The organism is Azospirillum sp. BE72, assembly GCF_031455875.1.
Classification (GTDB): domain Bacteria; phylum Pseudomonadota; class Alphaproteobacteria; order Azospirillales; family Azospirillaceae; genus Azospirillum.
In genome coordinates, this window is sequence record NZ_JAVDTO010000003.1 from 299,144 (window position 1) to 324,703 (window position 25,560).

At 67.7% G+C, this 25,560-nt stretch carries 23 protein-coding genes; 4 read left to right on the forward strand and 19 right to left on the reverse strand.

The annotated features are described in order from the left end of the window. Positions 1-237 precede the first annotated feature (237 nt). Positions 238-771, forward strand: coding sequence for a methylated-DNA--[protein]-cysteine S-methyltransferase (ogt, locus tag J2Y49_RS12955; protein ID WP_310115267.1), 534 nt, complete (start codon positions 238-240; stop codon positions 769-771). A gap of 12 nt (positions 772-783) precedes the next feature. On the opposite strand, the gene J2Y49_RS12960 is transcribed toward ogt, so the two are convergent. The 4 genes from J2Y49_RS12960 to bdcA form a co-directional block, all read right to left on the reverse strand. Beyond that, positions 784-1,569: a hypothetical protein gene (locus J2Y49_RS12960; protein ID WP_310115268.1), complete on the reverse strand. Its 786-nt coding sequence runs from the start codon at positions 1,567-1,569 to the stop codon at positions 784-786. Positions 1,570-1,706: 137 nt separating this feature from the next. Then, complete coding sequence (locus tag J2Y49_RS12965; RefSeq protein ID WP_310115269.1) at positions 1,707-2,390, reverse strand: hypothetical protein; 684 nt, start codon at positions 2,388-2,390, stop codon at positions 1,707-1,709. Between the two features lie 216 nt (positions 2,391-2,606). Next, complete coding sequence (locus J2Y49_RS32425; protein WP_409017836.1) at positions 2,607-3,098, reverse strand: hypothetical protein; 492 nt, start codon at positions 3,096-3,098, stop codon at positions 2,607-2,609. 142 nt (positions 3,099-3,240) lie between these two features. Then, the gene (bdcA, locus tag J2Y49_RS12975) at positions 3,241-3,954 is read right to left on the reverse strand and encodes an SDR family oxidoreductase (protein WP_310115271.1); all 714 of its coding nucleotides are present in this window, start codon (positions 3,952-3,954) and stop codon (positions 3,241-3,243) included. A gap of 139 nt (positions 3,955-4,093) precedes the next feature. On the opposite strand from bdcA, the gene J2Y49_RS12980 reads away from it, so the two are divergent. Next, positions 4,094-4,645 carry a helix-turn-helix domain-containing protein gene (locus J2Y49_RS12980; RefSeq protein ID WP_310115272.1) on the forward strand — a complete coding sequence of 184 codons (552 nt, stop codon included), beginning with the start codon at positions 4,094-4,096 and terminating at the stop codon, positions 4,643-4,645. A gap of 20 nt (positions 4,646-4,665) precedes the next feature. Here the strand turns inward: J2Y49_RS12980 and J2Y49_RS12985 are convergent, their stop codons facing one another. The 4 genes from J2Y49_RS12985 to uxaC form a co-directional block, all read right to left on the reverse strand. Continuing rightward, positions 4,666-5,586, reverse strand: a complete 921-nt coding sequence (locus J2Y49_RS12985) for a sugar kinase (RefSeq protein ID WP_310115273.1) — start codon at positions 5,584-5,586, stop codon at positions 4,666-4,668. A 43-nt stretch (positions 5,587-5,629) separates the two neighbouring features. Then, a complete protein-coding gene (locus J2Y49_RS12990; protein WP_310115274.1) occupies positions 5,630-6,619 on the reverse strand; it encodes a DMT family transporter in 990 nt (329 codons plus the stop codon). A gap of 42 nt (positions 6,620-6,661) precedes the next feature. After that, positions 6,662-8,185, reverse strand: a complete 1,524-nt coding sequence (locus J2Y49_RS12995; RefSeq protein ID WP_310115275.1) for an altronate dehydratase family protein — start codon at positions 8,183-8,185, stop codon at positions 6,662-6,664. 201 nt (positions 8,186-8,386) lie between these two features. Next, positions 8,387-9,787 carry a glucuronate isomerase gene (uxaC, locus tag J2Y49_RS13000; RefSeq protein ID WP_310115276.1) on the reverse strand — a complete coding sequence of 467 codons (1,401 nt, stop codon included), beginning with the start codon at positions 9,785-9,787 and terminating at the stop codon, positions 8,387-8,389. Between the two features lie 310 nt (positions 9,788-10,097). Between uxaC and J2Y49_RS13005 the strand changes: the two genes are divergently transcribed. Beyond that, positions 10,098-10,880 (forward strand): GntR family transcriptional regulator, encoded by a 783-nt coding sequence (locus J2Y49_RS13005; protein ID WP_149223081.1) that lies wholly within the window; start codon positions 10,098-10,100, stop codon positions 10,878-10,880. Positions 10,881-10,939: 59 nt separating this feature from the next. On the opposite strand, the gene J2Y49_RS13010 is transcribed toward J2Y49_RS13005, so the two are convergent. The 3 genes from J2Y49_RS13010 to kduI all read right to left on the reverse strand — a co-directional run bounded on the left by J2Y49_RS13010 (position 10,940) and on the right by kduI (position 13,014). Beyond that, a complete protein-coding gene (locus tag J2Y49_RS13010; RefSeq protein ID WP_310115277.1) occupies positions 10,940-11,317 on the reverse strand; it encodes a cupin domain-containing protein in 378 nt (125 codons plus the stop codon). A gap of 72 nt (positions 11,318-11,389) precedes the next feature. Beyond that, the gene (kduD, locus tag J2Y49_RS13015; RefSeq protein ID WP_310115278.1) at positions 11,390-12,163 is read right to left on the reverse strand and encodes a 2-dehydro-3-deoxy-D-gluconate 5-dehydrogenase KduD; all 774 of its coding nucleotides are present in this window, start codon (positions 12,161-12,163) and stop codon (positions 11,390-11,392) included. Positions 12,164-12,177: 14 nt separating this feature from the next. After that, complete coding sequence (gene kduI, locus J2Y49_RS13020; protein WP_310115279.1) at positions 12,178-13,014, reverse strand: 5-dehydro-4-deoxy-D-glucuronate isomerase; 837 nt, start codon at positions 13,012-13,014, stop codon at positions 12,178-12,180. Between the two features lie 444 nt (positions 13,015-13,458). Here kduI and J2Y49_RS13025 point away from each other — a divergent pair, with 444 nt between their 5' ends. Then, complete coding sequence (locus J2Y49_RS13025; protein ID WP_310115280.1) at positions 13,459-13,905, forward strand: methylglyoxal synthase; 447 nt, start codon at positions 13,459-13,461, stop codon at positions 13,903-13,905. 30 nt (positions 13,906-13,935) lie between these two features. Here J2Y49_RS13025 and J2Y49_RS13030 read toward each other — a convergent pair whose 3' ends face one another. From J2Y49_RS13030 to J2Y49_RS13065, 8 genes are all read right to left on the reverse strand, one after another. Next, positions 13,936-14,694 (reverse strand): GntR family transcriptional regulator, encoded by a 759-nt coding sequence (locus J2Y49_RS13030; protein ID WP_310115281.1) that lies wholly within the window; start codon positions 14,692-14,694, stop codon positions 13,936-13,938. A gap of 172 nt (positions 14,695-14,866) precedes the next feature. After that, on the reverse strand, positions 14,867-15,883 hold the full coding sequence (locus J2Y49_RS13035) for an ABC transporter substrate-binding protein (protein ID WP_310115282.1): 1,017 nt from the start codon (positions 15,881-15,883) through the stop codon (positions 14,867-14,869). A gap of 56 nt (positions 15,884-15,939) precedes the next feature. Further along, positions 15,940-17,070, reverse strand: a complete 1,131-nt coding sequence (locus tag J2Y49_RS13040; protein WP_310115283.1) for an ABC transporter permease — start codon at positions 17,068-17,070, stop codon at positions 15,940-15,942. Beyond that, entirely contained in the window at positions 17,067-17,939 is an 873-nt protein-coding gene (locus J2Y49_RS13045; RefSeq protein ID WP_310115284.1) for an ABC transporter permease, read from the reverse strand. The genes J2Y49_RS13040 and J2Y49_RS13045 overlap by 4 nt, the downstream gene beginning before the upstream one ends. Beyond that, positions 17,929-18,771: an ABC transporter ATP-binding protein gene (locus tag J2Y49_RS13050; protein WP_409017838.1), complete on the reverse strand. Its 843-nt coding sequence runs from the start codon at positions 18,769-18,771 to the stop codon at positions 17,929-17,931. Before J2Y49_RS13050 ends, J2Y49_RS13045 begins: the two co-directional genes overlap by 11 nt. 270 nt (positions 18,772-19,041) lie before the next feature. Further along, positions 19,042-20,256, reverse strand: coding sequence for a threonine ammonia-lyase (locus J2Y49_RS13055; protein ID WP_310115285.1), 1,215 nt, complete (start codon positions 20,254-20,256; stop codon positions 19,042-19,044). Beyond that, a complete protein-coding gene (locus J2Y49_RS13060; RefSeq protein ID WP_310115286.1) occupies positions 20,253-23,063 on the reverse strand; it encodes a penicillin acylase family protein in 2,811 nt (936 codons plus the stop codon). The genes J2Y49_RS13055 and J2Y49_RS13060 overlap by 4 nt, the downstream gene beginning before the upstream one ends. Positions 23,064-23,213: 150 nt before the next feature. After that, complete coding sequence (locus J2Y49_RS13065; RefSeq protein WP_310115287.1) at positions 23,214-25,553, reverse strand: MHYT domain-containing protein; 2,340 nt, start codon at positions 25,551-25,553, stop codon at positions 23,214-23,216. Between the last annotated feature and the right edge of the window lie 7 nt (positions 25,554-25,560).

The window sequence follows — 25,560 nt, forward strand, 5'->3', positions numbered from 1 at the left end:
AGCTGACTGTTCGGTCAAGAATTGACGGTATGGACAGGCATGGTTCGATCATGCCAGCCATGCGCATTGCACGCAACTCAGCCTTTTGGCGCCTCTTTTGGCGGCGATGCGCAAGAAAATCCGTTGAGCGGCGCAGGTCGAGGACAGGAAATTGCGCCCTATCAAAGAGTTGCGTCGCAAAGGCGATGCCTTCATTTTCGGCAGCGCGCCTATGCATCAGGGATAGGGGGTGTCGCCATGTTCGCTGTCTCCAGCCTGCTGATCGACCGCACCGCCACGCCCATCGGCGAGTTGATCGTCGTCGCGGATGAAGAGGGCGCCTTGCGGGCCATCGACTGGACCGAGCATGAGGATCGGCTGCACCGGCTGCTGCGTCTGCATCATCCCGGCGGGTACGAATTGCGGCCGTCAGACGATCCGGGCGGGCTGACGCGGGCGATGGATGCCTATTTCGCGGGCGAGCTTGCGGTGATCGACCGGTTGCCTGTGCGCACCGGTGGAACGCCGTTCCAGCGTGCGGTGTGGGCGGCACTCCGCGGGATTCCCTGTGGCGGCACCGTCAGCTACCGCGAACTGGCGGCGCTGGCCGGACGTCCGGCGGCGGTGCGGGCGGCTGGGCATGCCAATGGCGCCAATCCGATCAGCGTCGTGGTGCCCTGCCACCGGGTGATCGGCTCCGGCGGGGCGCTGACCGGCTATGGCGGCGGGGTGGAGCGCAAGCGCTGGCTGCTGGCCCATGAAGGTGCGCTGGCGGACACCGCCGGCCGCTGATATGGGGCTGTCTCAACCCTGTTCGGTCATGGGTGGTTGGTCTTCCGCCATATCTGCGGAATCGACCGACACCAGGACGGCTTTGGAGGCGGGAACGTTCGGCCCGGGGTCCCGGATCAGAATCGGCGTGAGGTCGCTGCCGGCCGCGACCTTGTCCAAGTAGGAGGCGCCGTTCGTCACCCAACCGCCCTGTGCCTGGTCGTAGGGCAGTGTCACGCTGGCCGGGGCCGTTGACAGATCGATTGCGACGGCGGGACCGAGACAGGTCGTCAGGATTGTGCCGGACTGATAGGTCGAGGTTCCGAAGAAGAACAGGGCGGACCCGGTGGGCGCTGTCGTCACCATGGAGGATGGCTGTGCATCGAAGGCTACGGCCGGCACCGCAGATGGAGGGACGTTCTGAATAGACATGTTGCGGGCGATGCCGACCGTGTAGTCGACGGACGCGTTGTTGACGATATACACGGTGTTTGCCGGAGCCCCGGACGTGACCGAGAGGGAGCCGTTGCCGTCGATGACGGCGAACTGCCCGGTGGTTACGGTGATCTGATTGCCGATCTGGATCGTTGCATTGTCAGCAATCTGGGAACCCGAGTCATAGGCGGTCAACTGACCTGAAAGCGTCACCGTGTTGTTTTGAAAATATGTGTTCGTACAGACGACGACCGCGGGCCTTCCGCTTTTGTTTGAGCTGATGACCCCGACCATTCCAAACAAATTATATCCGGAATTTTTCAAAGAGGTGAAAGTTGTGCTTTCGATTGTAATGCTGATAAGGAAATCGCGGGTCGTGCTCATCACCGCTCTCCAAAGGGGGGCGTGCCCGTGTGCCTGCCGATCGACGGAGGCCGGCGCGGCGCCGCCGCCGGGTTGCGTTCTGCAACCCGGACAACGACGCCGTGGCCAATCACATGGGGCCGATCACATGGGGCCGATCACATGGGGTTGATCAGGAGCGGCTTCAGCGCCGCATTCGGCGCATAAACCGTCGCCCAGGTCGCCCCATCCGTCTGCCAGCCCTGGTTGACGACGTAGCTGACCGTGCGGGTGTTGCCCGGGGCCCCGGTCAGATCGACGGCGATGCTCTGCGTGTAGGCGTTGTAGAGCACGGTGCCGGTGTTGACCGTCTGGGTCGCGAACATCAGCAGGACATATTCGATCGGCACGATCACGTCCGTCGTCTGTCCGAGAAGGCTGAGCGCGCAGAGCGGGGTGGCGGGGCCACCGTTGGCGGCCTGGCTGAGGCCCGTCGTGTAGGGGGTGCTCGAATTGTCATAGACGCTGACCGCGCCCGACGTGCCGCCCGTGGTGCTGACGGTTAGCATGCCGTTGCCGTCCACAGTCACCAGATTGCCGAGATCGGCGGAAATGTTGTTGCTGGCGTCGATCGTCGTGTTGGCCTGAATCTGCTGGGAGCTGATATAGGCCTTGTAATTTTCGGTCCAGCTGATGGTGGTGTTGGTCAGATATTGATTGGTTGAAAACCAGACGGTCGGCTGTGCCGACGAGGCATTCGGCGTGTTGATGCCCTTAAACCCGTAAAGAATGAAGCCGTTGTTTTTCAGAGTGGTCAGAGTGTTCTGGTCCATGTTGACGGCAACGCTGTAAGTCGTAGACATAACTATCGCTCCTATTTTCAGAAACATTGAAATGATAATCGATCTGCCTATGCACTCATTAAGATGCATGAGTGGCAAGTGCGTATCGTGTTCTGATAATGCACAGGCAATTATTCTATTCAATAGAAGTTTCTTGGGAAAATAATGCACATAAACGTATTATTGCACCAGAAGATAACAAGATACACTTCAGAAGCATTCATTTGTCTGTTGAATTTATTTGCATGTGATTGCGCACATGCGAGATTTGTATGCTGCTGTATGCTTTTGTTTTGATGACGAATTAAGTATCCTGAAGTTCCGAACCGTCGTGGCGGATGCTGACGCCGGCTGCCCGGCATCGTCTGCGAGGTCTCCTTTCGCGCGGCGCAAGTTTCGCGTCCGCTTCCGGTTGATAGGGAATGGGGCATCGCAAGGTGGAGCGGCAGTTGCCCGGATCGCCGCGGTGCCGCAAGCCAAAGGAAAGGATTGCCGATGAGCAACCAGAACGACCGGAACCGGCCCAGCGACCGGAACAGCAGCGGGCAAGACCGCGCCTCGGGTGACAATGACCGGATCCGGGACGCTATCGATCAGGCGAAGGACAAGGCCGCAGGCGATCTGTCCGGTCACGAGCAGGGCGCGCGCGAGGGCGGCGAGCGGATCAAGCGTGCCGTCGACGCCATGTCGCCCGGCAACACGCCGCAGGCTGGCGACGACCCACAGCACATCACCGGGGATACCATGCAGACGCCGATGCCGGACGAGACCGGCGGAGAAGGGGCGAAGCGGCGGGGCCGGGACAAATAGGGAAAAGCAAGGCGGGGGACGGTCGTCGTCCCCCTGTTCCCCGGTACCGGAACGTTTGGCGTCAGGCGCCGAACCCGCCGTCGATGGTCTGGAACGAGCCGGTGATCATCGCGGCATGCGGACCGGCGACGTAGGCGGTCAGTTCGGCGACCTCGTCGGCATGGATGTAGCGCTTGATCGCCATGAACTCGCGCATGGCGGGCGCCATCGGTCCGTCGGCCGGATTCATGTCGCTGTCGGTCGGACCCGGCTGGATTGCGTTCACGGTGATGCCGCGGTGACCGAAATCGCGGGCGAGGCCGCGCACCATGCTCTGCACCGCCGACTTGGTCATGCCGTAGGCGGCACCGCCCGCGAAGGGCACGCGGTCGCCGTTGACCGACCCGATGACGATGATGCGCCCACCGTCGTTCATGCGCCGGGCCGCTTCGACCGACGCGTGGTAGGGCGCACGGACATTGATGTCGATCATCCGGTCGACGGCGTCGGGCTCGAAGGTGAGCGGATCGCCGATGATCGCCGTGCCGGCATTGACAACCAGCACGTCGAGCGCGCCGCGATCGGCCACGGTGGCGATCAGAGCATCGCGGTCGGCGCTGTCGGTGCGGATGGCCTCCGCGCCGGTTTCGGCGGCAAGCGCGTCGGCGGCGTCCTTCGACCCGGCGTAGGTGAAGGCGACCTCGGCGCCGGCCTTGGCGAAGCGGCGGACGATGGCCTTGCCGATGCCGCGGCTGCCGCCGAGGACCAGGACTTTGCGGCCGGTGAACTCACCCATGATGCGCTCCTTGAGAAAATGTAGTGAGCGCTATATAAAATCAGGCAGGGGGTTTGCGCAAGGAGAAAATATAGTGGTCACTACAGAATCATCGCCAAAGGAATCGTCCGGAGTACGCGGACGGCGGCGGTCGTTCGATGTGGACGAGGCGGTCGAGACCGCGATGAAGCTGTTCCATGCGCGCGGCTACGACGCCGTGGGCGTCGCCGAACTGGGGGCGGAGCTGGGGATCAAGCCGCCGAGTTTCTATGCGGCCTTCGGCAGTAAGGCCGGGCTGTTCGAGCGGGCGCTTCAACGCTATACGGCGGGGGAGGCGAACATCTTCGCGCGGGCGCAGGCAGAGGGAGGCAGCGTGGCCGAGGTGATCGAGCGCACGCTGCTGCTGGCGGCGCGGCTCTATCCGGAGCGGAACGGGGTGGCGGGCTGTCTCGTGCTCGACGGCGCGCGCAACAGCGCCGACCCGGAGGCATGCGCGTTGGCCGAGGCACTGAGGAAGGCCGGCGTAGCGACGATCCGTGACTTCATCGCCGGGGAGGCGCCGGAACGGGCCGGCGAACTGGCCGACTTCGTGGCGATCGCGATGAAGGGAATGTCGGCGGCGGCGCGTGACGGCGCGGACGAGGCGGCGCTCACCGCCTTCGCGGAAATGGCGAGCCGCGCCTTCCGCCGCGAACTGGCGGCGGAAGGCTGATTTGGGGCCTGAACCGGCGATCAGGCCGGCATCGCCTCGCGCGGGATGATGGCACCGCGGTGCTGGATGACGGCGGCGGCAAGCCTGTGGGCGGCGCGGGCGGCGTCGACCGGGCCTTCGCCGCGCAGGCGGGATGCCAGATAGCCGGCGCTGAAGCTGTCGCCGGCCGCCGTGGTGTCGACCACCGTGGCGACCTTCTGCGCGGGGACCTCGACGGCTTCGCCGTTCTCGATCACCACGCAGCCGGGCTGTTCCAGCTTCAGGACGATCTCGGTGACGCCGGCATTGCGGACGCGGGCCAGCACGGCGTCGGCATCGGCGTCGCCATAGAGATCGCGCAGGTCGGTGACGCCGGGCAGCGCGATGTCGGTCAGCCGCAGCATGCGGTCGAAGGCGACGCGGGCGGTCTCGATGTCCGGCCACAGGCGCGGGCGCCAGTTGGTGTCGAAGGCGACCTTGCCGCCGCGCGCCCGCACCCGCTGCAGCACCTCGAACAGCCCCTCGCGGCCCTGCTCGCCCAGGATGGCGATGCTGATGCCGGACAGATAGACGATGCCGTAGCCCTCCAGCGCCTTGGACAGTTCCGGCGTCTGGGGCAGGGCGAACAGTTCGCGCGCCGGGGCCTTGTCGCGCCAGTAGAGGAAGCGGCGCTCGCCGCTGGCATCCGTCTCGATCAGGTAGAGGCCGGGCAGGCGGTTCGGCACCCGCAGGACATGGGACGTGCCGACGCCTTCCGCCGCCCAGGCGGCCACCATGCCGTCGCTGATGCTGTCGTCGCCGAGAGCGGTGACATAGTCGACCGGCGTGCCCAGACGCGCCAGATAGACCGCGGTGTTCAGCGTGTCGCCGCCGAACCCCATGGTCAGCGACCCGTCCGGCCGCCGGAACATCTCGATCATGCATTCGCCGAGCGCGGCGACGCGGTTGGGCGTGTCGGTCATGTTTCTTCTCCACAAGCCGGGGATCGCCCCGGCAAATCCTATTTCATGCCGCCAAGCGGCGTTCCCGTGCCCGCATCCGTTCGCGGTGCGCGGTGTAGAGGCCGCTGGCGATGATCACGCCGGTGCCGACGAAGGTCCAATGGTCGGGCACCGCGCCGAAGACGAGGAAACCCAGGGCGGTCGACCAGATCAGCTGGACGTAGGTGAAGGGCGCCAGAACCGATGCCTCGCCCTGGCGGTAGGCCAGGATCAGCAGCCATTGCGCTGCCGTGTAGACCAGCCCGATGAAGACCCCGAGCAGCATCTCCCACGGCGTCGGCCATGCCGCATGCAGGGGAAGCAGCGCCGTCAGGACGATCAGGCCGGTGAGCGCGCTCCACACCATGGTGGTCAGCGGGTTCTCCTGCACCGTCATCTTGCGCGTCGCCACCAGGCCCAAGGCCCAGCTGAAGGCGGTCAGGATCGGCAGCAGCGAGGCGGGCTGGAAGCCGTCCGCCCCAGGCCGGATGACGATGATGACCCCGACGAGCCCGACCAGCAGCGCCACCCAGCGGCGGATGCCGACCGTCTCCTTCAGCAGCAGGATCGACAACACGGTGACGAAGACGGGGGAGACGAAGCTGATCGCCGCGGCCTCGGCCAGCGGCAGATGCTGCATCGCCATGATGAAGAACAGCGCCGAACCCAGCATGCCGAGCCCCCGCAGGACCTGCAGCCCCGGCCGCGTCGTCTTCAGCACCCGCAGCGATCCGCCACGCAGAGCCAGCGGCATCACGAGGGCGGTGAAGACGACATAGCGCATCCAGGCGATCTCGACCGGCGGCAGGGTCCGGGCGAGATATTTCGCCGTGGCGTCGGAGCAGGACAGGCAGGCCACCGCCAGCACCACCAGCAGGATCGCCCGCATCGGCTCCGTGCCCTTGGCCCCCGATCCGGCCGCTGGATTGACCGTCGGCTGGATCGGGGTCTGCGGCGCGTTCACCGGTTCGGGACCGGATTCAACACTGTTGCGCGGGGTGGAACTGTCGGGCATGGCGCCGGCTCGTCATCGGTTCTGAAAAAGGGGGCGGACCCCTTACATAACCGCTCCCATCTGCCAAGGAGCGAATTCATCGGCGCCGACGCCGAGTTCCTCGCTCTTGGTCTTGCGGCCCGACGCGGTGTCGAGAACCAGCTGGAAGATCGCGCGGCCGACCTCCTCGATGGAGGCGTCGCCGCTGGCGATGGCGCCGCAATCGATGTCCATGTCGTCCGGCATCTTGCGGAACAGTTCGCTGTTGGTCGCCAGCTTCAGGCTGGGCGTCGGCTTGCAGCCGAAGACCGAGCCGCGGCCGGTGGTGAAGCACAGCACGTTGGCGCCGCCCGCCACCTGCCCGGTCGCCGAGACGGGATCGTAGCCGGGGGTGTCCATGAAGACGAAGCCCTTCTCGGTGATCGGCTCGGCATAGCGATAGACGGCGGTCATCGGGGTGGTGCCGCCCTTGGCGACCGCGCCCAGCGACTTTTCCAGGATGGTGGTCAGGCCGCCCTTCTTGTTGCCGGGCGACGGGTTGTTGTTCATCTCGCCGCCGGTGCGGCTGGTGTACTCCTCCCACCAGCCGATGCGCTCGACCAGCGCCTCGCCCACCTCGCGGCGGACGGCGCGGCGGGTCAGCAGATGCTCGGCGCCATAGACCTCGGGCGTCTCGCTCAGCACCGCGGTGCCGCCGTTGCGGACCAGCAGGTCGACGGCATGGCCCAGCGCCGGGTTGGCGGTGATGCCCGAATAGCCGTCCGAGCCGCCGCATTGCAGCGCCAGCGTCAGGTGGCTGGCCGGCAGGGTCTGGCGCTTGACGTCGTCGATCTCCGGCAGCAGAGCCTCGATCCGGCGGATGCCCTCGCGGGCCGCCGCGGCGGTGCCGCCCATGTCCTGGATGCCGATGGGGATGACGCGGGCGCCCGCCTCAAGGCCGGTTGCCTCCATCAGCTTGTCGATCTGGTTCACCTCGCAGCCGAGGCCCAGCAGGATCACCGCGGCGAAGTTCGGGTGGCGGGCATAGCCGGCGATGGTCCGGCGCAGCGTGTCCATCACCTCGCCGCTGCCGGCCATGCCGCAGCCGTAGCCGTGGGTCAGCGCGACGACGCCGTCGATGTTGGGATATGCCGCCAGGGCGGAGCCCCGGAAATGGTCGGCGATCATCCGCGCCGCGGTGGCGGAGCAGTTCACCGAGGTCAGCACGCCGATGTAGTTGCGGGTGGCGACGCGGCCGTCCGGGCGAACGATGCCCTGGAAGGTGGCGCGCTCGGCCTCCGGGATCGGCTCGACCGGGTGGACGTCGGCGCCGAAGGCGTAGTCGCGCTCGAAATCGCTGCCCATGCCCATGTTGTGGACGTGGACGTGATCGCCCGGCTGGATCGCCACGGTGGCGAAGCCGATGACCTGATTGTACTTGCGCACCGGCTCGCCCGGTGCGATGGCGCGCACCGCGACCTTGTGCCCGGCCGGCACCGGCCCGGTGGTCGCGACTTCTGTGCCGGGCAGAAGGATGCCGGGCTCCAGGTCGGGGCCGGCGACGACGACGTTGTCGGCGGGGTGCAGGCGGATGGTCAGCGATGCCATGGGAAGATGTCCTTGAGGAGACTTGCAGGCCCCTCTCCCCTTGCGGGAGAGGGGTTGGGGTAAGGGGTGCGGCCCGCCCGACAAGGGCGGGAGCGGGTTTGAGGCCGGCAGTGGCCGGCGCCACCCTCACCCCAACCCCTCTCCCATCAAGGGAGAGGGGCTTCGCTGGTCGTAAAGCTCAACCAATCACAGCTCAGCCAATCACAGCTTGTAGGCGTTCTTGGCGAGGCGGTAGGCGAGGTCGACGGCCAGCTCCGCCGCCTCGTCCTCTTCCATCCGGTGCTCCGCGACCAGACGGGCGAGGAAGCTGCAGTCGACGCGGCGCGACACGTCGTGACGGGCCGGGATCGAGCAGAAAGCGCGGGTGTCGTCGTTGAAGCCGACGGTGTTGTAGAAGCCGGCGGTCTCCGTGATCATCTCGCGGTAGCGGCGCATGCCCTCGGGGCTGTCGTGGAACCACCAGGCCGGGCCGACACGCAGCGCCGGGTAATGGCCGGCCAGCGGCGCCAGCTCGCGGGAATAGCTGTCCTCATCCAGGGTGAACAGGATGATGGTCAGGTCGCGCTCGTTGCCGAAGCGGTCGAGCAGCGGCTTCAGCGCCCGCACATATTCGGTGCCGCTCGGGATGTCGGCGCCCTTGTCGCGGCCGAAACGCTCGAACAAGCGGGTGTTGTGATTGCGGAAGGAGCCGGGGTGGATCTGCATGACCAGACCGTCTTCCAGGCTCATCCGCGCCATTTCGGTCAGCATCTGGGCGCGGAACAGCTCGGCCTCCTCGGCCGTCGCGCCGCCGCGGCGGACGATGTCGAACAGCGTCTCGGCCTCGGCGCGCGGCAGATCGGCGGTCGCCGCCGTCGGGTGGCCGTGGTCGGTCGAGGTGGCGCCGAAGCTCTTGAAATACTGGCGGCGGTCGGCGAGCGCGGCGAGATAGCCGTCCCAGGTCGCCGTGTCCTTGCCGGTGATGCGGGCCAGCTCGGCGAGGTTCTCGCGGAAGCCCTCGAACTCCGGATCGACGACCGGGTCGGGACGGAAGGCGGTAATGACCCGGCCCTTCCAGCCGCTCTCGCGGATCGCCTTATGGTGCTCCAGCGTGTCGAGCGGCGATTCGGTGGTCGCCAGCACTTCGAGGTTGAAGCGCTCGAACAGGGCGCGCGGACGGAACTCCGGCTTGCCCAGGCACTCCTCGATCTGGTCGTAGATGCGGTCGGCGCTGGCCGCGCTCAGACGCTCGGTGACGCCGAACACCGTCTCGAAGGCGTGGGTCAGCCACATCGACGTCGGCGTGCCGCGGAACAGGTGCCAGTTGGAAGCCAGCAGGCGCCAGATGGCGCGATTGTCGGACGAGGTCTCCCCGCCGTCCTTGCGCGGAACGCCCAGCTGCTCCAGCGGAATTCCCTGGCTGTACAGCATGCGGAAGGCATAATGGTCGGGCTTGACGAACAGGCTCGCCGGGTCGGGGAACGCCTCGTCCTTCGCGAACCAGGACGGATCGGTGTGGCCGTGCGGGCTGATGATCGGCAGGGCGCTGACTTCGCCGTAGAGGCGCCGCGCGATGGCGCGCTGCGTCGGGTCGCTCGGGAACAGACGGTCGGGGTGAAGCATCGGAAGCCTCTGCGCTGCAAGAGAGTGACAAAAGCAGGGTGGGGAGAAGGCGGGGTCCGTGCGGGGGACCGTCCCTACCGGCTGGTCGTATAATATTAATATATCAGATATGATTGCAAGCCCAATCATGCTCCCGATCACCTCTCGGGACCCCTATGGCCTGCGCCCAGTCGCCGCACCCGAGCCGGGCAAAAGGTCGGGCATGATGCTGGCGATGGGTTTGACCTTGGTGAAGCGGGGCGGGTAGATTGCGGGAAACGAGGAACGCCCTGGGGGCGGAAGACTGCCGCCCCGTTACATGCCTGCCGGAATGGAGCCATCGGTGAAGAAGGTCGCGACGACAGACGATGAAGGCGGCCTGGCCCCTGCAACCGCCCGACGTGCTGCGGTGCCGGCCGCGACGGTCCGCCCGCCGCGCCGCGCCGCGACGGTGGCGTCGCGCATCTACCGTGACCTGCGGGGCGAGATCGTCTCGCTGAAGCGCAAGCCGGGCGACGCCATCGCCGAAAAGCAGATCGCCGAGACCTACGGCGTCAGCCGCACGCCGGTGCGCGAAGCGGTGCTGAAGCTGGCCGACGAGGGGCTGATCGAGATCTTTCCGCAATCCGGCACCTTCGTGGCGCGCATCCCGCTGGACGGCCTGCCGGAAGCCTTCGCAATCCGCAAGGCGCTGGAAGAGGCGACGGTGCGCTATGCCGCAGCGCGCGCCACGCGCAGCCAGATCGCAGCGCTGCGAGCCAATCTCGAGTTGCAGAAGGAGATGCAGGAGGCCGCCGATTTCCCCGGATTCCATCAGGCCGACGAGGCGTTTCACGCGCTGGTCGCGGAGATCGCCGGCTATCCCGGATTTTGGACGCTGATCCAGCAGACCAAGGTGCAGATCGACCGCTACCGCCTGCTGACCCTGCCGGTGCTCGGCCGCGTCGCCGAGGTGATCGCCGAGCACACCGCCATCGTCGACGCCATCGCGGCCAACGATCCGGCGGCCGCCATCAAGGCGCTGGACGAGCATCTGGACGACCTGCAGATCTCGGTCGCCGACATCCGCCGCGACTATCCGCGCTACTTCACCGCGCCCGGCGACCTCGCCTGACCCGAGGGGAAAGGGGGGCGGGGAAAGTGGCCAGCGCGGCCCCCTTTCCCCAGCACCGGTCAAGCCTGGGTGGCGTCGGCCGCGGCGGCGTAGGCCACCGGCTCGCCCAGGAAATCCTCGCGGATCGGCGTGAAGATGTCGAGCAGCACGCCCGGCTCCAGCGCAACCACGCCATGCAGCACGTTGGACGGCACCATATAGCCGTCGCCGGTGTTCAGGCGCTTGGTGCGGCCGTCGATGGTGACGTCGAAGGAGCCCTTCTCCACCACGGCGCACTGGACATGCGGGTGGCGGTGCTGCGCGCCGATGGCGCCGGCCTCGAACTCCACCCGCACCATCATCATGGCGTCGTTGTAGCCGAGGATCTTGCGCCGCACCCCGGCGCCAAGATCCTGCCAGGGGATATCGTCCGCGGTCACGAACACGTCGGTGGTCATTGGTCTTCTTCCTTCTTCCCCTGAGATCCCGTCGCCGCTCCGGACTGGGGCGGCGGCGGGTGTTGGTTCCCGTCAGCGCGCCAGCCAGCCGCCATCCACCGGCAGGGTGATGCCGTGGACATAGTCCGAGGCGTCGGAGGCCAGGAACACCGCCGGGCCGGCCATGTCGGACGGCACGCTCCAGCGCCCGGCCGGGATACGGCCGAGGATCTCGGCATTGCGCGCCTCGTCGGCACGCAGCGCCGTGGTGTTGTTGGTCTCGACATAGCCCGGCGCGATGGCGTTCACGTTGATGCCCTTGCCCGCCCATTCGCAGGCCAGAAGCTTGGTGACGCCGGCGATGCCGCTCTTGGAGGCCGTGTAGGACGGCACCCGGATGCCGCCCTGGAAGGACAGCATCGAGGCGATGTTGATGATCTTGCCCTTGGCGTCCTCACCCGCGGCCCGACGCGCGAAGACATGGCGGCCGAATGACTGACAGAGGAAGAACACCGACTTGATATTGACGTTCATCACGTCGTCCCAGTCGGCTTCGCTGAAGTCGATGGAATCGGCGCGCCGGATGAGGCCGGCATTGTTGACCAGGATGTCGACATGGCCGAGACCTGCGACCGCCTCCTCCATGATCCGGGGGACCGGCTCGATGCTTGTGAAGTCGGCGGAAATGGCGACGAAGCGCCGGCCGGCGCGCTCCACCATCCCTTGAGTTTCCACCGGCGGGGTGCGGCCGGCCACCGCCACGTCGGCGCCGGCCTCGGCCAGCGCCACGGCGATGGCCTGACCGATGCCGGTGTTGGCGCCGGTGACCAGCGCCGTCCGGCCGGACAGATCGAAGGACTTGGTCATGGCTGCGTCGGCCCTCAGCGCAGGCGGTCCATGGCGATGAAGTCCATGTCGGTGAAGTCCTGGTTGTCGCCGCCCATCGCCCAGATGAAGGTGTAGTTGCGGGTGCCGACGCCGGAATGGATCGACCAGGGTGGGGAGATCACGGCCTGCTCGTTGGCGACGACGATGTGGCGGGTCTGCTCCGGCTCGCCCATCAGGTGGAAGACGCGGGCATCCTCCGGCAGGTCGAAGTAGAAATAGACCTCGCAGCGCCGGTCATGGGTGTGGCACGGCATCGTGTTCCACATGTTGTTCGGCTTCAGCACGGTCATGCCCAGCACCAGCTGCGCGGTGCGCACCACGTCCGGGTGGATCATCTGGTAGATGGTGCGCTCGTTCGACTGGGCCGGGTCGCCCAGATGCACCGCCTTGGCCTGCCCGATGGAGATCTTCATCGTCTCGAACCGCGCATGGGCCGGCATGCTGTTCAGGTAGAACTTGGCCGGCTCGCGGCGGTCCAGGCTTTCGAAGGTGACGTCCTTGCTGCCCATCGCGACATAAAGCGCATCGCGCGGCGCCAGTTCGAACACCGCGCCGTCGACGGTGACGCGGCCGGGGCCGCCGACATTGACCACGCCCAGCTCGCGCCGGTCGAGGAAGTTGGGCGAGCCGATCTCCTTGGACGACACCAGCTTGACCGGGCCGGCGACCGGCATGGCGCCGCCGACGACGAAGCGGTCGATGTGGCTGTAGGTGAAGACGGTCTCGTCCGCCTCGAACAGGGTCGGAACCAGGAAGTGGTCGCGCAGCGTCTCGGAATCGAAGCTGCGCACCGCGTCGGGGTGGGAGGCGTGGCGGACGGAGATTTTCATGTCGATCGGGTCCTTCGATTTCGGGTGGGCCGGCGATTCGGCAAGTCTGCCCCGATCATACTAATATACTAGTAAAACGGGCAAGCTCTAATGATGGAAAGCCGGACATTTCAGCCAACGGAGAATGCGCGACAAAATCGCGGGAATGCGATTCCAGCCGGCTTCGGCGGGGCTTTCGCATACCGATTCTGTTCACGGACAAAGCCCCTCTCCCCTTGCGGGAGAGGGGTTGGGGTGAGGGGCGCAGGTTCAGAAATTCCAATGGCTTGCGGGCGCATTACCCCTCATCCCAACCCTTCTCCCGCAAGGGGAGAAGGGCTTCCGTAACGGAAAGTCGTTGCCCACTTCCCGAATGCGATAGGCCCTGACCGGGCTGGGCGCCCGCGTTGCGCCTGCGGCCAATCTAATATATCAGTAAGGAGGCATTTCCCGGAGACCAAATCCATGACCGCCCAGCAGCCCCGCAAGCGCATCGCTCTCGTCGCCCATGACGCCCGCAAGGCGGATCTCATCACCTGGATCGGCGCCAACATCGCCACGCTGGACGGGAACGCCTTCTGGGCGACCGGCACCACCGGCCAGAAGGTGCGCGCCGCCCACCCCACTCTCGACGTGACCCCGCTGAAGAGCGGACCGCTCGGCGGCGACCAGCAGATCGGCGCCATGATCGCGGAGGGGCGGATCGACCTGCTGGTCTTCTTCGTCGATCCGATGACCGCACAGCCGCACGACGTGGACGTGAAGGCGCTGACCCGCCTCGCCACGCTGTACAACATCCCGATGGCCTGCAACGAGGCCACCGCCGACATGATCGTGTCCTCGTCCCATTTCGCCAGCGGCTACATCCCGCGCAAGGCGAGCTTCACCGATTACGAGACGCGGACGGTGTGAGGGCGGCCGACCGCCTCTCCTCCGCCGTCCTCAGCTGGTGAAATATTGCGGATTGGTCCGCTGGACGTCGGCGATGCCCAGTTGAAGGTCGGTCAGGTGGCGGCGCAGCTCGGCGACGGCACGGTCCGGGTCGCGGGCGGCGATCGCCTCGACGACGGCGCTGTGTTCGGCTAGGGCCTTTTCCATCCGGCCGGCGACCGGCAGCGTCAGATGGCGGTAGCGGTCGACCTGCCGCTTCACCTGCTGGGTCAGCGTCCAGAAGCCGGGATAGCCCGACATCTCCGCCAGCAGCGCGTGGAAATCCTCGTCGGCATCGTGGAAGCCGTCGAAATTGCCGGCCTCCTGCATTTCCCGCTGCAGTTCCAGATTGGCGCGCAGGCGGGCCACCTGGCTGCCGGTCGCCTGTTCGGCGGCATAGCGCACCGTCGCCTCTTCCAGCGCGCGGCGGATGGCGATGGCCTCGGGCAAGGCGCTCAAGGGGATGCGGGCGACGAAGGTGCCGGATTGCGGGAACACCTCCACCAGCCCTTCGTCGGCCAGCTTCAGCATCGCCTCGCGCACCGGCGTGCGGCTGACGCCGTAGGTATCGGCCACTTCCTTCTCGATCAGCGGCTCGCCCGGCTTGCGCCGCAGGGAAACGATATCGTCGCGCAGATCGCGGTAGATGGTGCCCGACACGGTCGCGCCGCGGTGGGCCGGCCTTGCGGTGGCGCTGGCGGGCCGGCGGCGGCGGCGGCGGACCGGAGCGGTCGCGTCCGCCAGATTCATATCGCCCGCGTTGGAGTCCATGTTCGATCCGTTCATGTCAGCGGCGTGACGCCGTGCTTACTAATATATCTCTTGCGCTCCTCATGCGGAAAGTCTTTTGCCGAAAGAAATGCACGTCTGTCTTGTGCGGGCAAGGCTTGGAGGAGGGGGCGTGCGCGACGCCTCCCTCCCCTCCGTAACCCGCGACTGGTCCTTACAGCTTGGCCGCCGCGTCGAACACCGCGTGGCTGTAGGCGCCCTCCGGCTTCTTGGAGATCACAGGCGCCGAGGCGCCCGACATCAGGATGTCCACCGTGCGGTTGAAGTCGGCCGGGTCGAGATAGCCGGTGCCCTTGGCGCCGCCGTCGATCAGCTTGGCGATCTCCTGCATCATGGTGGTCTGGTGTTCTTCGGTCTGGGCGCCGGTGGTGTCGTTTTCCAGCACGATCTTCACCGCCTCGGCCTGGTTCTTGGCGGCATACTCCCAGCCCTTGGCCGAGGCCTTCACGAACTTCGCCAGCTTCGCCACCGTCTTGGGATCGGACAGCGCCTTTTCCGTGGCGTAGAGGCCGTCCTCCAGCGTCGCGACGCCCTGGTCCTGGTATTTGAAGACGGTCAGCTCGTCGGCCTTCATGCCGGCCTCGATCAACTGCCAGTATTCGTTATAGGTCATGGTGGAGATGCAGGCCGCCTGCTTCTGCAGCAGCGGATCGACGTTGAAGCCCTGCTTCAGCACCTTCACGTCGGGGCTGGACCCGGAGGTGGAATAGCCGAGCTTGCTCATCCAGGACAGGAACGGATATTCGTTGCCGGAGAACCAGACGCCCAGCGTGTTGCCCTTGAAGTCCTTCGGATCCTTGATGTTGGCGTCCTTGCGGCAGGTCAGCATCATGCCCGACTTCTGGAACATCTGGGCGATGTTGACCAGCGGCACGCCCTTTTCCCGGCTGGCCAGTGCCGACGGCATCCAGTCGACGATCACGTCGGCTCCGCCGGCGGCGATGATCTGGGTCGGGTTGATGTCGGGGCCGCCGGCCTTGATGGTGACGTCCAGCCCGGCGTCCTTGTAGAAGCCCTTGGCCGCCGCGACGTAATAGCCGGCGAACTGAGCCTGGGTTACCCATTTCAGCTGCAGCGTCAGCGGATCGGCGGCGGCGGCCGGCGCACCCCAGCCGGCGAGGCCGGTGAGCGCGGTGGCGGCGAGCAGGACGGCGGAGGCAAGGGTCTTCATCGCGTTCGATCCTCTTCTGGCTGGAGTTTGGTTTGGCTTGAAGGACGGAAAGTCGGTCAGCGTTTGCGCAAAGACGGGTGCCAAGCGGTGACGCGCCGCTCCGCCAGCGCCAATGCGCCGTAGAGCAGCGATCCGGTGAGCGCGGCGACGGCGATGGTCGCCCACACGACATCCAGATTCATCCGGGCGACCTGGGTGGAGATCCGGAAGCCCATCCCCACCACCGGTGTCCCGAAGAACTCGGCGACGATGGCCCCGATCAGGGCCAAGGTCGAGTTGATCTTCAGTCCGTTGAACAAAAAGGGCAAGGCGCAGGGAAGCCGCAGCATCACCAGCGTGCGCCAGTAACCGGCGCCGTAGGACCGCATCAGGTCCAGTTGGATACGCTCGGCGCTCTGCAGCCCGGCCAGCGTGTTGATCAGCATGGGGAAGAAGGTCATCACCACGATGACGGCGGCCTTGGACTGCCAGTCGAAGCCGAACCACATCACCATGATCGGCGCGATGCCCACCACCGGCACGGCGCTGGCGAGATTGCCGAGCGGCAGCAGCCCGCGCGCCAGGAATGGTACCCGGTCGGCCAGGATCGCCACGAGAAAGCCGGCGCCGCAGCCGATCAGATAGCCGCGCAGGACGGAGATCAGCACCGTCTGGCGGAAATCGTCCCACAGATCGGCGGCATGGACGGCGAAGGCGGACAGCACCGCGCTGGGCGGCGGCAGCAGGATGGTCGGCACCTGGAAGCCGCGGGTCAGGATCTCCCACAGCATCACCAGTGCCAGTCCGAACAGAGCCGGACCGGCCAGCCGCGCCGGACCGCTGACCTCCGCCAGCAGGGCCAGCACCCGCCACAGCAGCAACGTGGCGCCGGCCACATAGACCCACAAGCCGCCGGCCTGGGCGAGGCCATAGCCCTGCTTCAGCAGCACCAGCGGCGCAGCATAGGCGGCGGCGACCCCGGCCAGCAGGAGCAGGGCCTCGCCAAGAGCGGAGCCGGGCAGCCGGCGGGCGAGGATCGTCGCAACGGTCACGGCGAAGAGGGCCAGCGCGATGGGAAGCTGCGGCAGGAACAGGGTGGTGCCGTTCAAGCCGGCGAAGGGCAGTAGCGGGGCGGCCAGCATGACGAGCGGCCAGGGCGCCATATTTGGGTGCGCCATTTGCGGGCGGGCCATGGTGGGACGCTTCATCGCGCACCTCCCCGGCCGCCCGGCACCAGCGCCCGCTCGGCGAGGCCCACGGCGGCGACCAGCGTGACGCTCAGCAGCGCGGCCATCACCAGCGCGCTCCAGATCTGCACGGTCTGGCCATAGTAGGAGCCGGACAGCAGCCGCGCGCCCAACCCAGCCTGCCCGCCGGTCGGCAGTTCGGCGACGATGGCGCCGACGACGCTGGCGGCGACCGCGATCTTCAGGCTGGTGAACAGGTAGGGCAGGGAGGCCGGCAGGCGCAGCAGGCGGAAGGTCTGGGCCGTCCCGGCGCTGTAGGTCCGCATCAGGTCCAGCGTCAGCGGATCGGCGGAGCGCAGCCCTTTCACCATGCCAATGGTGATCGGGAAGAAGCACAGATACATGGCGATGATCGCCTTGGGCAGCAGGCCGGTGAAGCCCAGGTTGCCGAGGATCACCACGATCATCGGCGCGATGGCCAGGATCGGCACGGTCTGGGAGGCGATGACCCAGGGCAGCAGGCTCGATTCCAGCGTGCGCGCCTGGACGATCCCCGCCGCCAGCGCCACCCCCAGCACCACCCCCATGCCGAAGCCGGCCAGCGCCGCCCCGGCGGTGACGCCGGTGTGGTAGAGCAGGTTGCGGATGCTGGTCACCGGATGGCCGGTCAGGGACGTGTAGAGATCCAGCGCCACCTGATCCGGCGTCGGCAGGATCGGCCGCTTCATCGCCAGCGTGGCGCGGATCAGGTCTGCGGTGGTCCAGCTTTGGCCGGCGCGGTTCAGCGCATCCGTCGCCATCGGCGCGTTCAGCCAGACGGCGCCCACATACCACAGCACCAGCACCGCCAGCGCCATCACCGCCACCGGCAGGGAGCCCTTAATCGTCATAGCTGTGGCCCTCCATCAGCCCTTCGCGGACGCGGTGGGCGATGCGCTGGAACTCCGGGCTTTCGCGGATGTCCAGCGTGCGCTCGCGCGGCAGATCGCCGTCGCAGTCGATGATGTCGAGGATGCGGCCGGGCCGCGGGCTCATCACCACGATGCGGGTGGAGAGGAACACCGCCTCGGCGATGGAGTGGGTGACGAAGATGCAGGTCTTGCGCGTTTCCAGCCACAGGCGGGTGAGCTGCAGGTTCAGGTGGTCGCGCGTGATCTCGTCCAGCGCGCCGAACGGCTCGTCCATCAGGAGCAGGTCGGGATTGAAGGCGAGGGCGCGGGCGATCGACACGCGCTGCTGCATGCCGCCGGACAGCTGCCAGGGGAACTTGCGCTCGAAGCCGGACAGGCCGACCAGATCCAGCTGCTCGCGGGCGCGCTGCTGCCGGTCGGCCTTGGGCAGACCCATGATCTCCAGCGGCAGCATGACGTTGCGTTCCACCGTCCGCCACGGATAGAGCGCCGGGGCCTGGAAGACATAGCCGTAGGCGCGCTTCAGCCGTGCCTGTTCCGGCGTCATGCCGTTGACCGTCACCTCGCCGGAGGTCGGCCGCTCCAGATCGGCGACCACCCGCATCAGTGTGGTCTTGCCGCAGCCGCTGGGGCCGATCAGCGAGATGAAGTCGCCCTTGACGATGGACAGGCTGACGTCGCTCAGCGCGTAGACCGGATGGTCGGCGGCCTGATAGGTCAGGGTCAGGTTGCGGATGTCGACGATGGTGCGCGGCGCCGGTTCGGCGGCCGGCGGAACCAGAGTGAGCGGTGCGGGCTGGGCGGCTGGCACGGCGTTCGTCCCTTCGCGTTGGCGTCTCTCGCGAGGGACGGGAGCAAGAAGCGAGCCAGACGGGGCGAGGGGGTCGGTATAAAGGGGCAGCGCTTTGTTTCCATTGCTGAAAAACCTGTCTGCCGGGACAGGAACTGACGGGATGGACAATGGGCGGGCCGGGTGCTGTTCCGGCAGACGCACAATTTTCGGGCCGAGCCTGTCCGGCTGGTCAATTTTCAGGCATTGGCGGGAAAAGACCCTCTCCCGTCGCGGGAGAGGGCGTAACCGTCACCCCACCTCGACCATCAGCGTGGTCGGGTATCCGGCGTCCTTCATGCGGGCGATCAGCGCGTCGACATGGGTCTGGTTGCGGGTTTCCAGGACCACGTCGACCTCCGCCATCTTCACCGGCACATTGTGGAACAGGCGCTGGTGGTGCACCTCGACGATGTTGGCGCCGGCCTCGCCCAGCAGGCGGGTTACGCGGGCGAGAGCGCCGGGGGCGTCGGTGATGCCGATGCGCAGGCGGACGATGCGGCCCTCATAGACCAGCCCGCGCATCAGCACCTGCGCCATGATGCGGGAGTCGATGTTGCCGCCCGACAGCACGATGCCGACCTTGCGGCCGCGGTAGCGCTCCGGTTCCTCCAGCACGGCGGCGAGCGCCGCGGCGCCGGCCCCTTCGGCGACCTGCTTCTGCACGGTGGCGAGGCGGTAGACCGCTTCCTCCAGCCGCGCTTCGCCCACCTCCACCACGTCGTCGACCAGGGCGCGGATGATCGGCAGGGTCAGGGCGCCGGGCGCCTTCACCGCGATGCCTTCCGCCACCGTGGCGCCGCCGCAGGTGATCGGCTGTCCGGCAAGCGCCTGCCGCACCGCGGGGTAGAGGCTGCACTGGACGCCGACAATCTCCAGGTCCGGCCGCAGCGCCTTGGCCGCCGTCGCCATGCCGGCGATCAGCCCGCCGCCGCCGATGGGGATCACCAGCACGTCGAGGTCCGGCACATCCTCCAGCAGTTCCAGCGCCGCGGTGCCCTGGCCGGCGGCCACCAGCGGGTCGTCGTAGGGATGGACGAAAATCAGCCCGTCGCGCGCCGCCAGATCATGGGCGAAGGCGGCGGCCTCGCTCAGCGTTTCGCCATGCAGCTCGACGGTGGCGCCCAAATTCTCGGTGCGCTCCACCTTGGTGAAGGGGGTGAAGCCGGGCATGACGATGGTGGAGCGGATGCCGAGCCGCGTGGCATGGCAGGCCACCGCCTGGGCGTGGTTTCCGGCGGACATGGCGATGACGCCGGCGCGGCGCTCCGCCTCGCCCAGCGACAAAAGCTTGTTCAGCGCGCCGCGCTCCTTGAAGGATGACGTGGCGTGCAGGTTCTCCAGCTTCACATGCAGCCGGCATCCCGCCATGTCCCCCAGGCGGGGCGCCGGCACCGTGGGCGTTCGGGGCAGATGCCCCGCGATGCGCGCCGCGGCGGCGCGCACGTCCTCCAGAGTTATGGTCATTTGTTGCTTGTCCCGGTGTTGCGTGGTGTGAGTGTCAGCACCTCCGCCCCTGCCGAGATCAGCGTGCCACGGTCGCCGGCCAGACGCAACGCGCCGCCGTCGCGCCACATCTCCACCAGATCGCCCCAATGGCGGGACCAGATGTTGCCGGACTGGCCGGTGGCGATCACGAAGCGGGAATTGTCCAGGTCGGCCAGATCGTAGACCGCGCGGAACCCGGCGCCGTGGACATGGCGGAACGGGTTGGCGGCGCTGCGGATGGTCGTCGATCCGCGGTTGACGGTGAAAAAGTCGCCGTCGGTCTCCACCGACACATCCGCCATCCCGCCGATCAGCGGCAGGCGGCTCAGCATCCGGTGGACGAGGTCGGCCTTGTGGTCGTCGCCCCAGCGCCAGCTCTTCGGGCTGGAGCCGTGGCGCTCGGCCAGCGCCGCCACCGCGGTCTCCAGCGACCGGCCGATCATGTCGGCGCAGCTTTCCTTCTGCGGGGTGGCGACGTCGTCGCACCAGTCCGGCCGTTCATGGATGACGCGGCGCAGCGCTTCCGGCCGCAGATCCCAGTAGGTGGCGAAGTCGGTGCCGAGTTCGTCGGCGAAGACCGCCCGCACCAACTCCCGCAGCCACATGGAGAAGATCAGCGGTTCCGGCCGCTCGCGGTCCATCCGCCCGTCCCAGCCGCGCAGCAGCGCCGCCGCATCGCTGGCAAGGCCCGGAGGCGTCGGGTATTTCAGCAGCTCCGGCAGGAAATCGCGGGCGGGCAGCGAGACGATGTCCATCTGCTGGCGCGCCACGTCCTCGACGGAATGGCGCCCGGCGCCCAGCATTTCGACGATGCGCTTCGCGCGCGACGGGTCCGGCCATTCGGTGGCGAGGCGGTAGGGATAGTCGCGCCCGACCACCGCGTTGTTGGCGTTGACGAACTGGCCCGACGGCGGGTTCACCGCCTGCGGCAGCGCGTAATAGGGCAGGAAACCGGTCCAGTCATACTCGCCGGTCCAGCCCGGAACCGGCACGCTCCCGTCGCCCTTGCGGCGGATCGGCACCCGGCCGGGGGTGATGAAGCCGACCTCGCCGGTCACGTCGGCATAGACGACGTTCTGCTGCGGGGCGACATGCAGGCGAAGCGCGTCGCGCGCCGCTTCCGCCGTCGCGGCATGGTTCAGGCGGTACAGCGCCTCGGCGCTGGTGTCGTCGTCGGCAAGGCCGGGGAAGGACAGCGCCAGCACCGGGCCCGGCGCGTTTCCGCCTGCGCCATCAGCCGGCGCGGTGTCGAGGTCGGAGATAACGGGGCCATGGCGCGTGCTGCGCACGGTCAGCGTCTGCGACGCCTCGCCGGCGACGGCGATGGTCTCGGCCCGCGTCTCGAAGGGCTCGCTGCCGTCGGGGGTCAGATAGCGGCTCGGGTCCCGCGGATCCGGTTTTTCGACGAACAGGTCCTGGGTGTCGCTGTGGGTGGTGGTGAAGCCCCAGGCGACCTTGCCGTTATGGCCGAGGATGGTCAGCGGCACGCCCGGCACGGTGGCCCCGGCGCTGGTGAAGCCCGGCGTCACGATGCGGGCGAGATACCAGAGGATCGGCGCCTCCAGCCCCAGATGCGGATCGTTGGCGAGGATAGGCTTGCCGGTGGTGGTGCGCGCACCGGTCAGCACCCATTCGTTGGACGCGGTGTCGAAGCCCATCTGCGGCAAGGCCGCCAGGGTGCGGCGCACCATGTCCCGCATGTCCATGCCGCGCAGCTCGCCGGCCAGCGTGGTGGGCGCACCGGGGATGTCGGACGGGAACAGGTCGTCGATCTGCTGCGGCGACAGCCGCTCCAGCACGCGGGAACGGAACAGCTCGTCCCGGTAATTCGCGGACAGCTGCAGCGCCATCAGCTTCGCCCAGACAAGGCTGTCGGCGACGGTCCAGGGCTCCGGCGTGTGGCGCAGAAGCTGGAATTCGAGCGGCAGCGCTTCGGAGCGCGTTTCGAGATAGGCGTTCACGCCCTCCGCATAGGCGTCGAAGGCGGCGCGGGCATCGGGCGACAGGGTGGCGGCCATCGCCTCGGCCGAGCGGCGGACGCCGAGCGTCCGCATCAAACGGTCGGTGCGCAGCGCGAAGTCGCCGTATTTGACGCCGATCAGCTCGGCCAGCCGGCCGGCGCCGGCCCGGCGCATCGTCTCCATCTGCCACAGCCGGTCCTGGGCATGGGCATAGCCCAGCGCGCGGTAGGCGTCGCGCTCCGTCGCGGCGAAGATGTGGGCGACGCCCCGGTCGTCGCGGACGATCTCCGCCGGGGCGCCGCTGCCGGGGATGGCGACCGTGCCGCCGGTCTGCGGCTGCTGCGCCCGCATCCACAGATAGGTGCCGAGCAGAGCCACTGGCGGCAGCAGCACCAGAACGCCCGCGACCGCCGCGACCTTGCTCCAGCGCCCGCGCGGCAGGCGGAAGCGCGGACGGTTCGGCGGAGGCGGGGCATAGGGAGGCTGCGTGCCGTAGACCGGCTGGCCGGTATAGGGCGGATTGGGGGGCGGAACGGGCTGCTGCGGATAGGGGGGCGGGGCGGGCGGATAGCCGCCGGGTGGGTAGCCGCCGGGCGGGTAGCCGTTGGACGGATCGACCGGCTGCTGCGGCGCCTGCGGATAGGGGGCGCCGGGATAGGGCGCGCCCGGATATTGGACCGGCCCCTGCTGCGTCCGATGCGGCGGATATCCGGCGGGGGGAGGCGCGGCAGGCGGAGGAGCGGGGCGGGACAGCGCCCGCGCCAGGGCGGCGCGGAGATGGAAAGCGCAGGTCTCGCCGGCGCGGATCAGGGAACGGCGCAGCATTACGGTCCGTGGGAGAGAATGGGGCGGCGACGGGCGGGGGCCGCCGGGGGCTCGTTCGGGTGCCGGATGCTAGTTGCCGGCCGCCCGTGCGTCCAGGGCCGCATGGGTGGAGCCGGGCGCTTTTTCGGACCTGGACCCGCAGGCTGCCCCTCAGGCTGCTGAAGTCAGGATTTCCCGCAGCATGGGGGCGGACACCGGCTTGTGGATCAGGCGGTGGCCGCTGCGCTGGACCTCGGCGATGCGGGCGGGGTCGGTGTCGCCGGTCAGCACCACGGCGGGAACGCGCACGCCGCAGACGCCGTAGATGTCGCGGATCGCCTCCACGCCGGTCCGGCCTTCGCGCAGGCGGTAATCGGCGACGATCATCGCCGGCTGGCGTCCCAGGTTCAGCAGCGATTCGATCGCCTCGTCGGCCGACACGGCGGCGACCACGTCGTATCCCCATTCCTCCAGCATCGCACGCATGCTCAGCAGGATGATGGTGTCGTCGTCGACCACCACGATCAGGCCCTTCGCGCGCGCCGGCTCCACCGGCAGGCGGACCGGCTTCGGGATCGGGCGCGGCACCGCCGTCGGCAGGTCGAGGAAGAAGCCGCTGCCCCGCTCGGGCGTTGAACGCACGGTCACCCCGTGCTCCAGCAGCCCGGCCAGCCGCCGCACGATCGCCAGCCCGAGGCCGAGGCCCTTGCGCCGGTCGCGCTCCGGGTTGGCAAGCTGGGTGAACTCCTGGAAGATGTCCTGGGTCTTGTCGGCGGGAATGCCGATGCCCTGGTCCAGCACCGCCAGCCGCAGCCCGCCGCCGCGATGCAGGCAGCCGAGCAGGATGTGGCCGCGTTCGGTGTAGCGGATCGCGTTCTCGATCAGGTTGCGCAGGATGCGCTCCAGCAGGGCCGGATCGCTGCTTGTCCAGGCGGAGGTCGGGACATGGCGCAGCACCAGACCCGATTCCGCCGCGCGGATGCGGTATTCCTCCGCCAGACGGTCCAGCAGGGGGCCGAGCGCGAAATCGGTGACGCCGGGCTTCACCACCCCGGCATCCAGGCGCGAGACGTCCAGCAGGCTGTCCAGCATCACCCGAAGGCCGGTCAGCGATTCGGTCATGCTGGCCAGCAGCGGGGCGGTCGGGTGGTCCTCCAGCTTGTCCGATAACGCGTGGGCGAAGAAGAACAGCGACTGCAGCGGCTGGCGCAGGTCGTGGCTGGCGGCGGCCAGGAACTTCGTCTTGGCGCGGTCTGCGCGCTGGGCGTCGTCGCGGGCGCGCAACGCCTCGATCCTCGCGGCTTCCGCCTCGTCGCGGGCGCGCAGGATCGCCTCCTCCGCCGCCTTGCGGGCGGTGATGTCGCGCATGATCCCGGTGTACATGCGCCGCTTGCCGACATGCCATTCGCCGACCGACAGGTCGAGCGGGAAGGTGGTTCCGTCCTTGCGCAGCCCTTCCACCTCGCGGCCGATCCCGACGATCCGCCGCTCTCCCGTGCGATGGTAGCGGTCGAGATAGCCGTCATGGGCGGTGCGGTAGGGTTCCGGCATCAGCATGTTGACGTTGCGGCCGATCACCTCGTCGGCGCGGTAGCCGAAGGTCTTCTCCGCGGCATGGTTGAAGGACTGCACGGTGCCGCGGTCGTCGATCAGGATGATGGGATCGACCGCGGTGTCGACGATGGCGCGGTAGCGCGCCTCCTGCTCCGCCGAGCGGTCCGCCTGCTGCCGGCGGTCGAGCAGGGAGGACAGCAGGGCTAGGCACAGCAGCAGCAGCGTCCCGAGCCCGGTCATGATGGCGAGAAGGGTGGAGGACAACGCAATTCCCTGGCCCGTGGCCGTCATCCCCGGTTGATGTCCTGCCTGATGGGCGGGCGTCAGGGCCGGTCCGGCGGCACTCAGCTCCGTAACCGGCTCCATGCCCGCCGCGGCCATGCCGGTATAATGCATCGTCACCACGCCCAGCCCCAGCAGGACGGCACCGGCGGCGCGCTGCAGCGGGCGCCTGGTGCGGAAGGCCAGCCACAAGGCCGCGGTCGAGGCGACGATGGCGACGGCGACGGAGACGGCGACCAGAAGGAGGTCGTAGGACAGTTCCATGTCCATGCGCATGCCCGCCATTCCCACATAGTGCATGCCGACGATGCCGAGACCGGTGAGTGTTCCGGCAACGCCGAGGGTGAAGCGGTGCGGACGGTTGCGGGCCACGGCGAACAGCCCGGCGCCCGATACGGCAACCGCCAGCAGGAAGGACAGCGCCGTCAGCCCGGCGTCGTAGCCGATCGGCACGTCGCTGCGGTAGGCCAGCATGCCGATGAAGTGCATCGACCAGATCCCGGCGCCCAGCGCCAGCGCAGCACCGGCCAACCGACGCACGTCGCCGCGGCCGCCACCTCGGAGACTGCCCTCGCTGACGCGGGCGTGATTCGCCAAATCCAGGGCAACGTAACCGCCGAAGACGGCGATGACGTAGGATAAGGCGACGAGCAGTGGGTCGTATTGGCCTGGCACGGGAGTC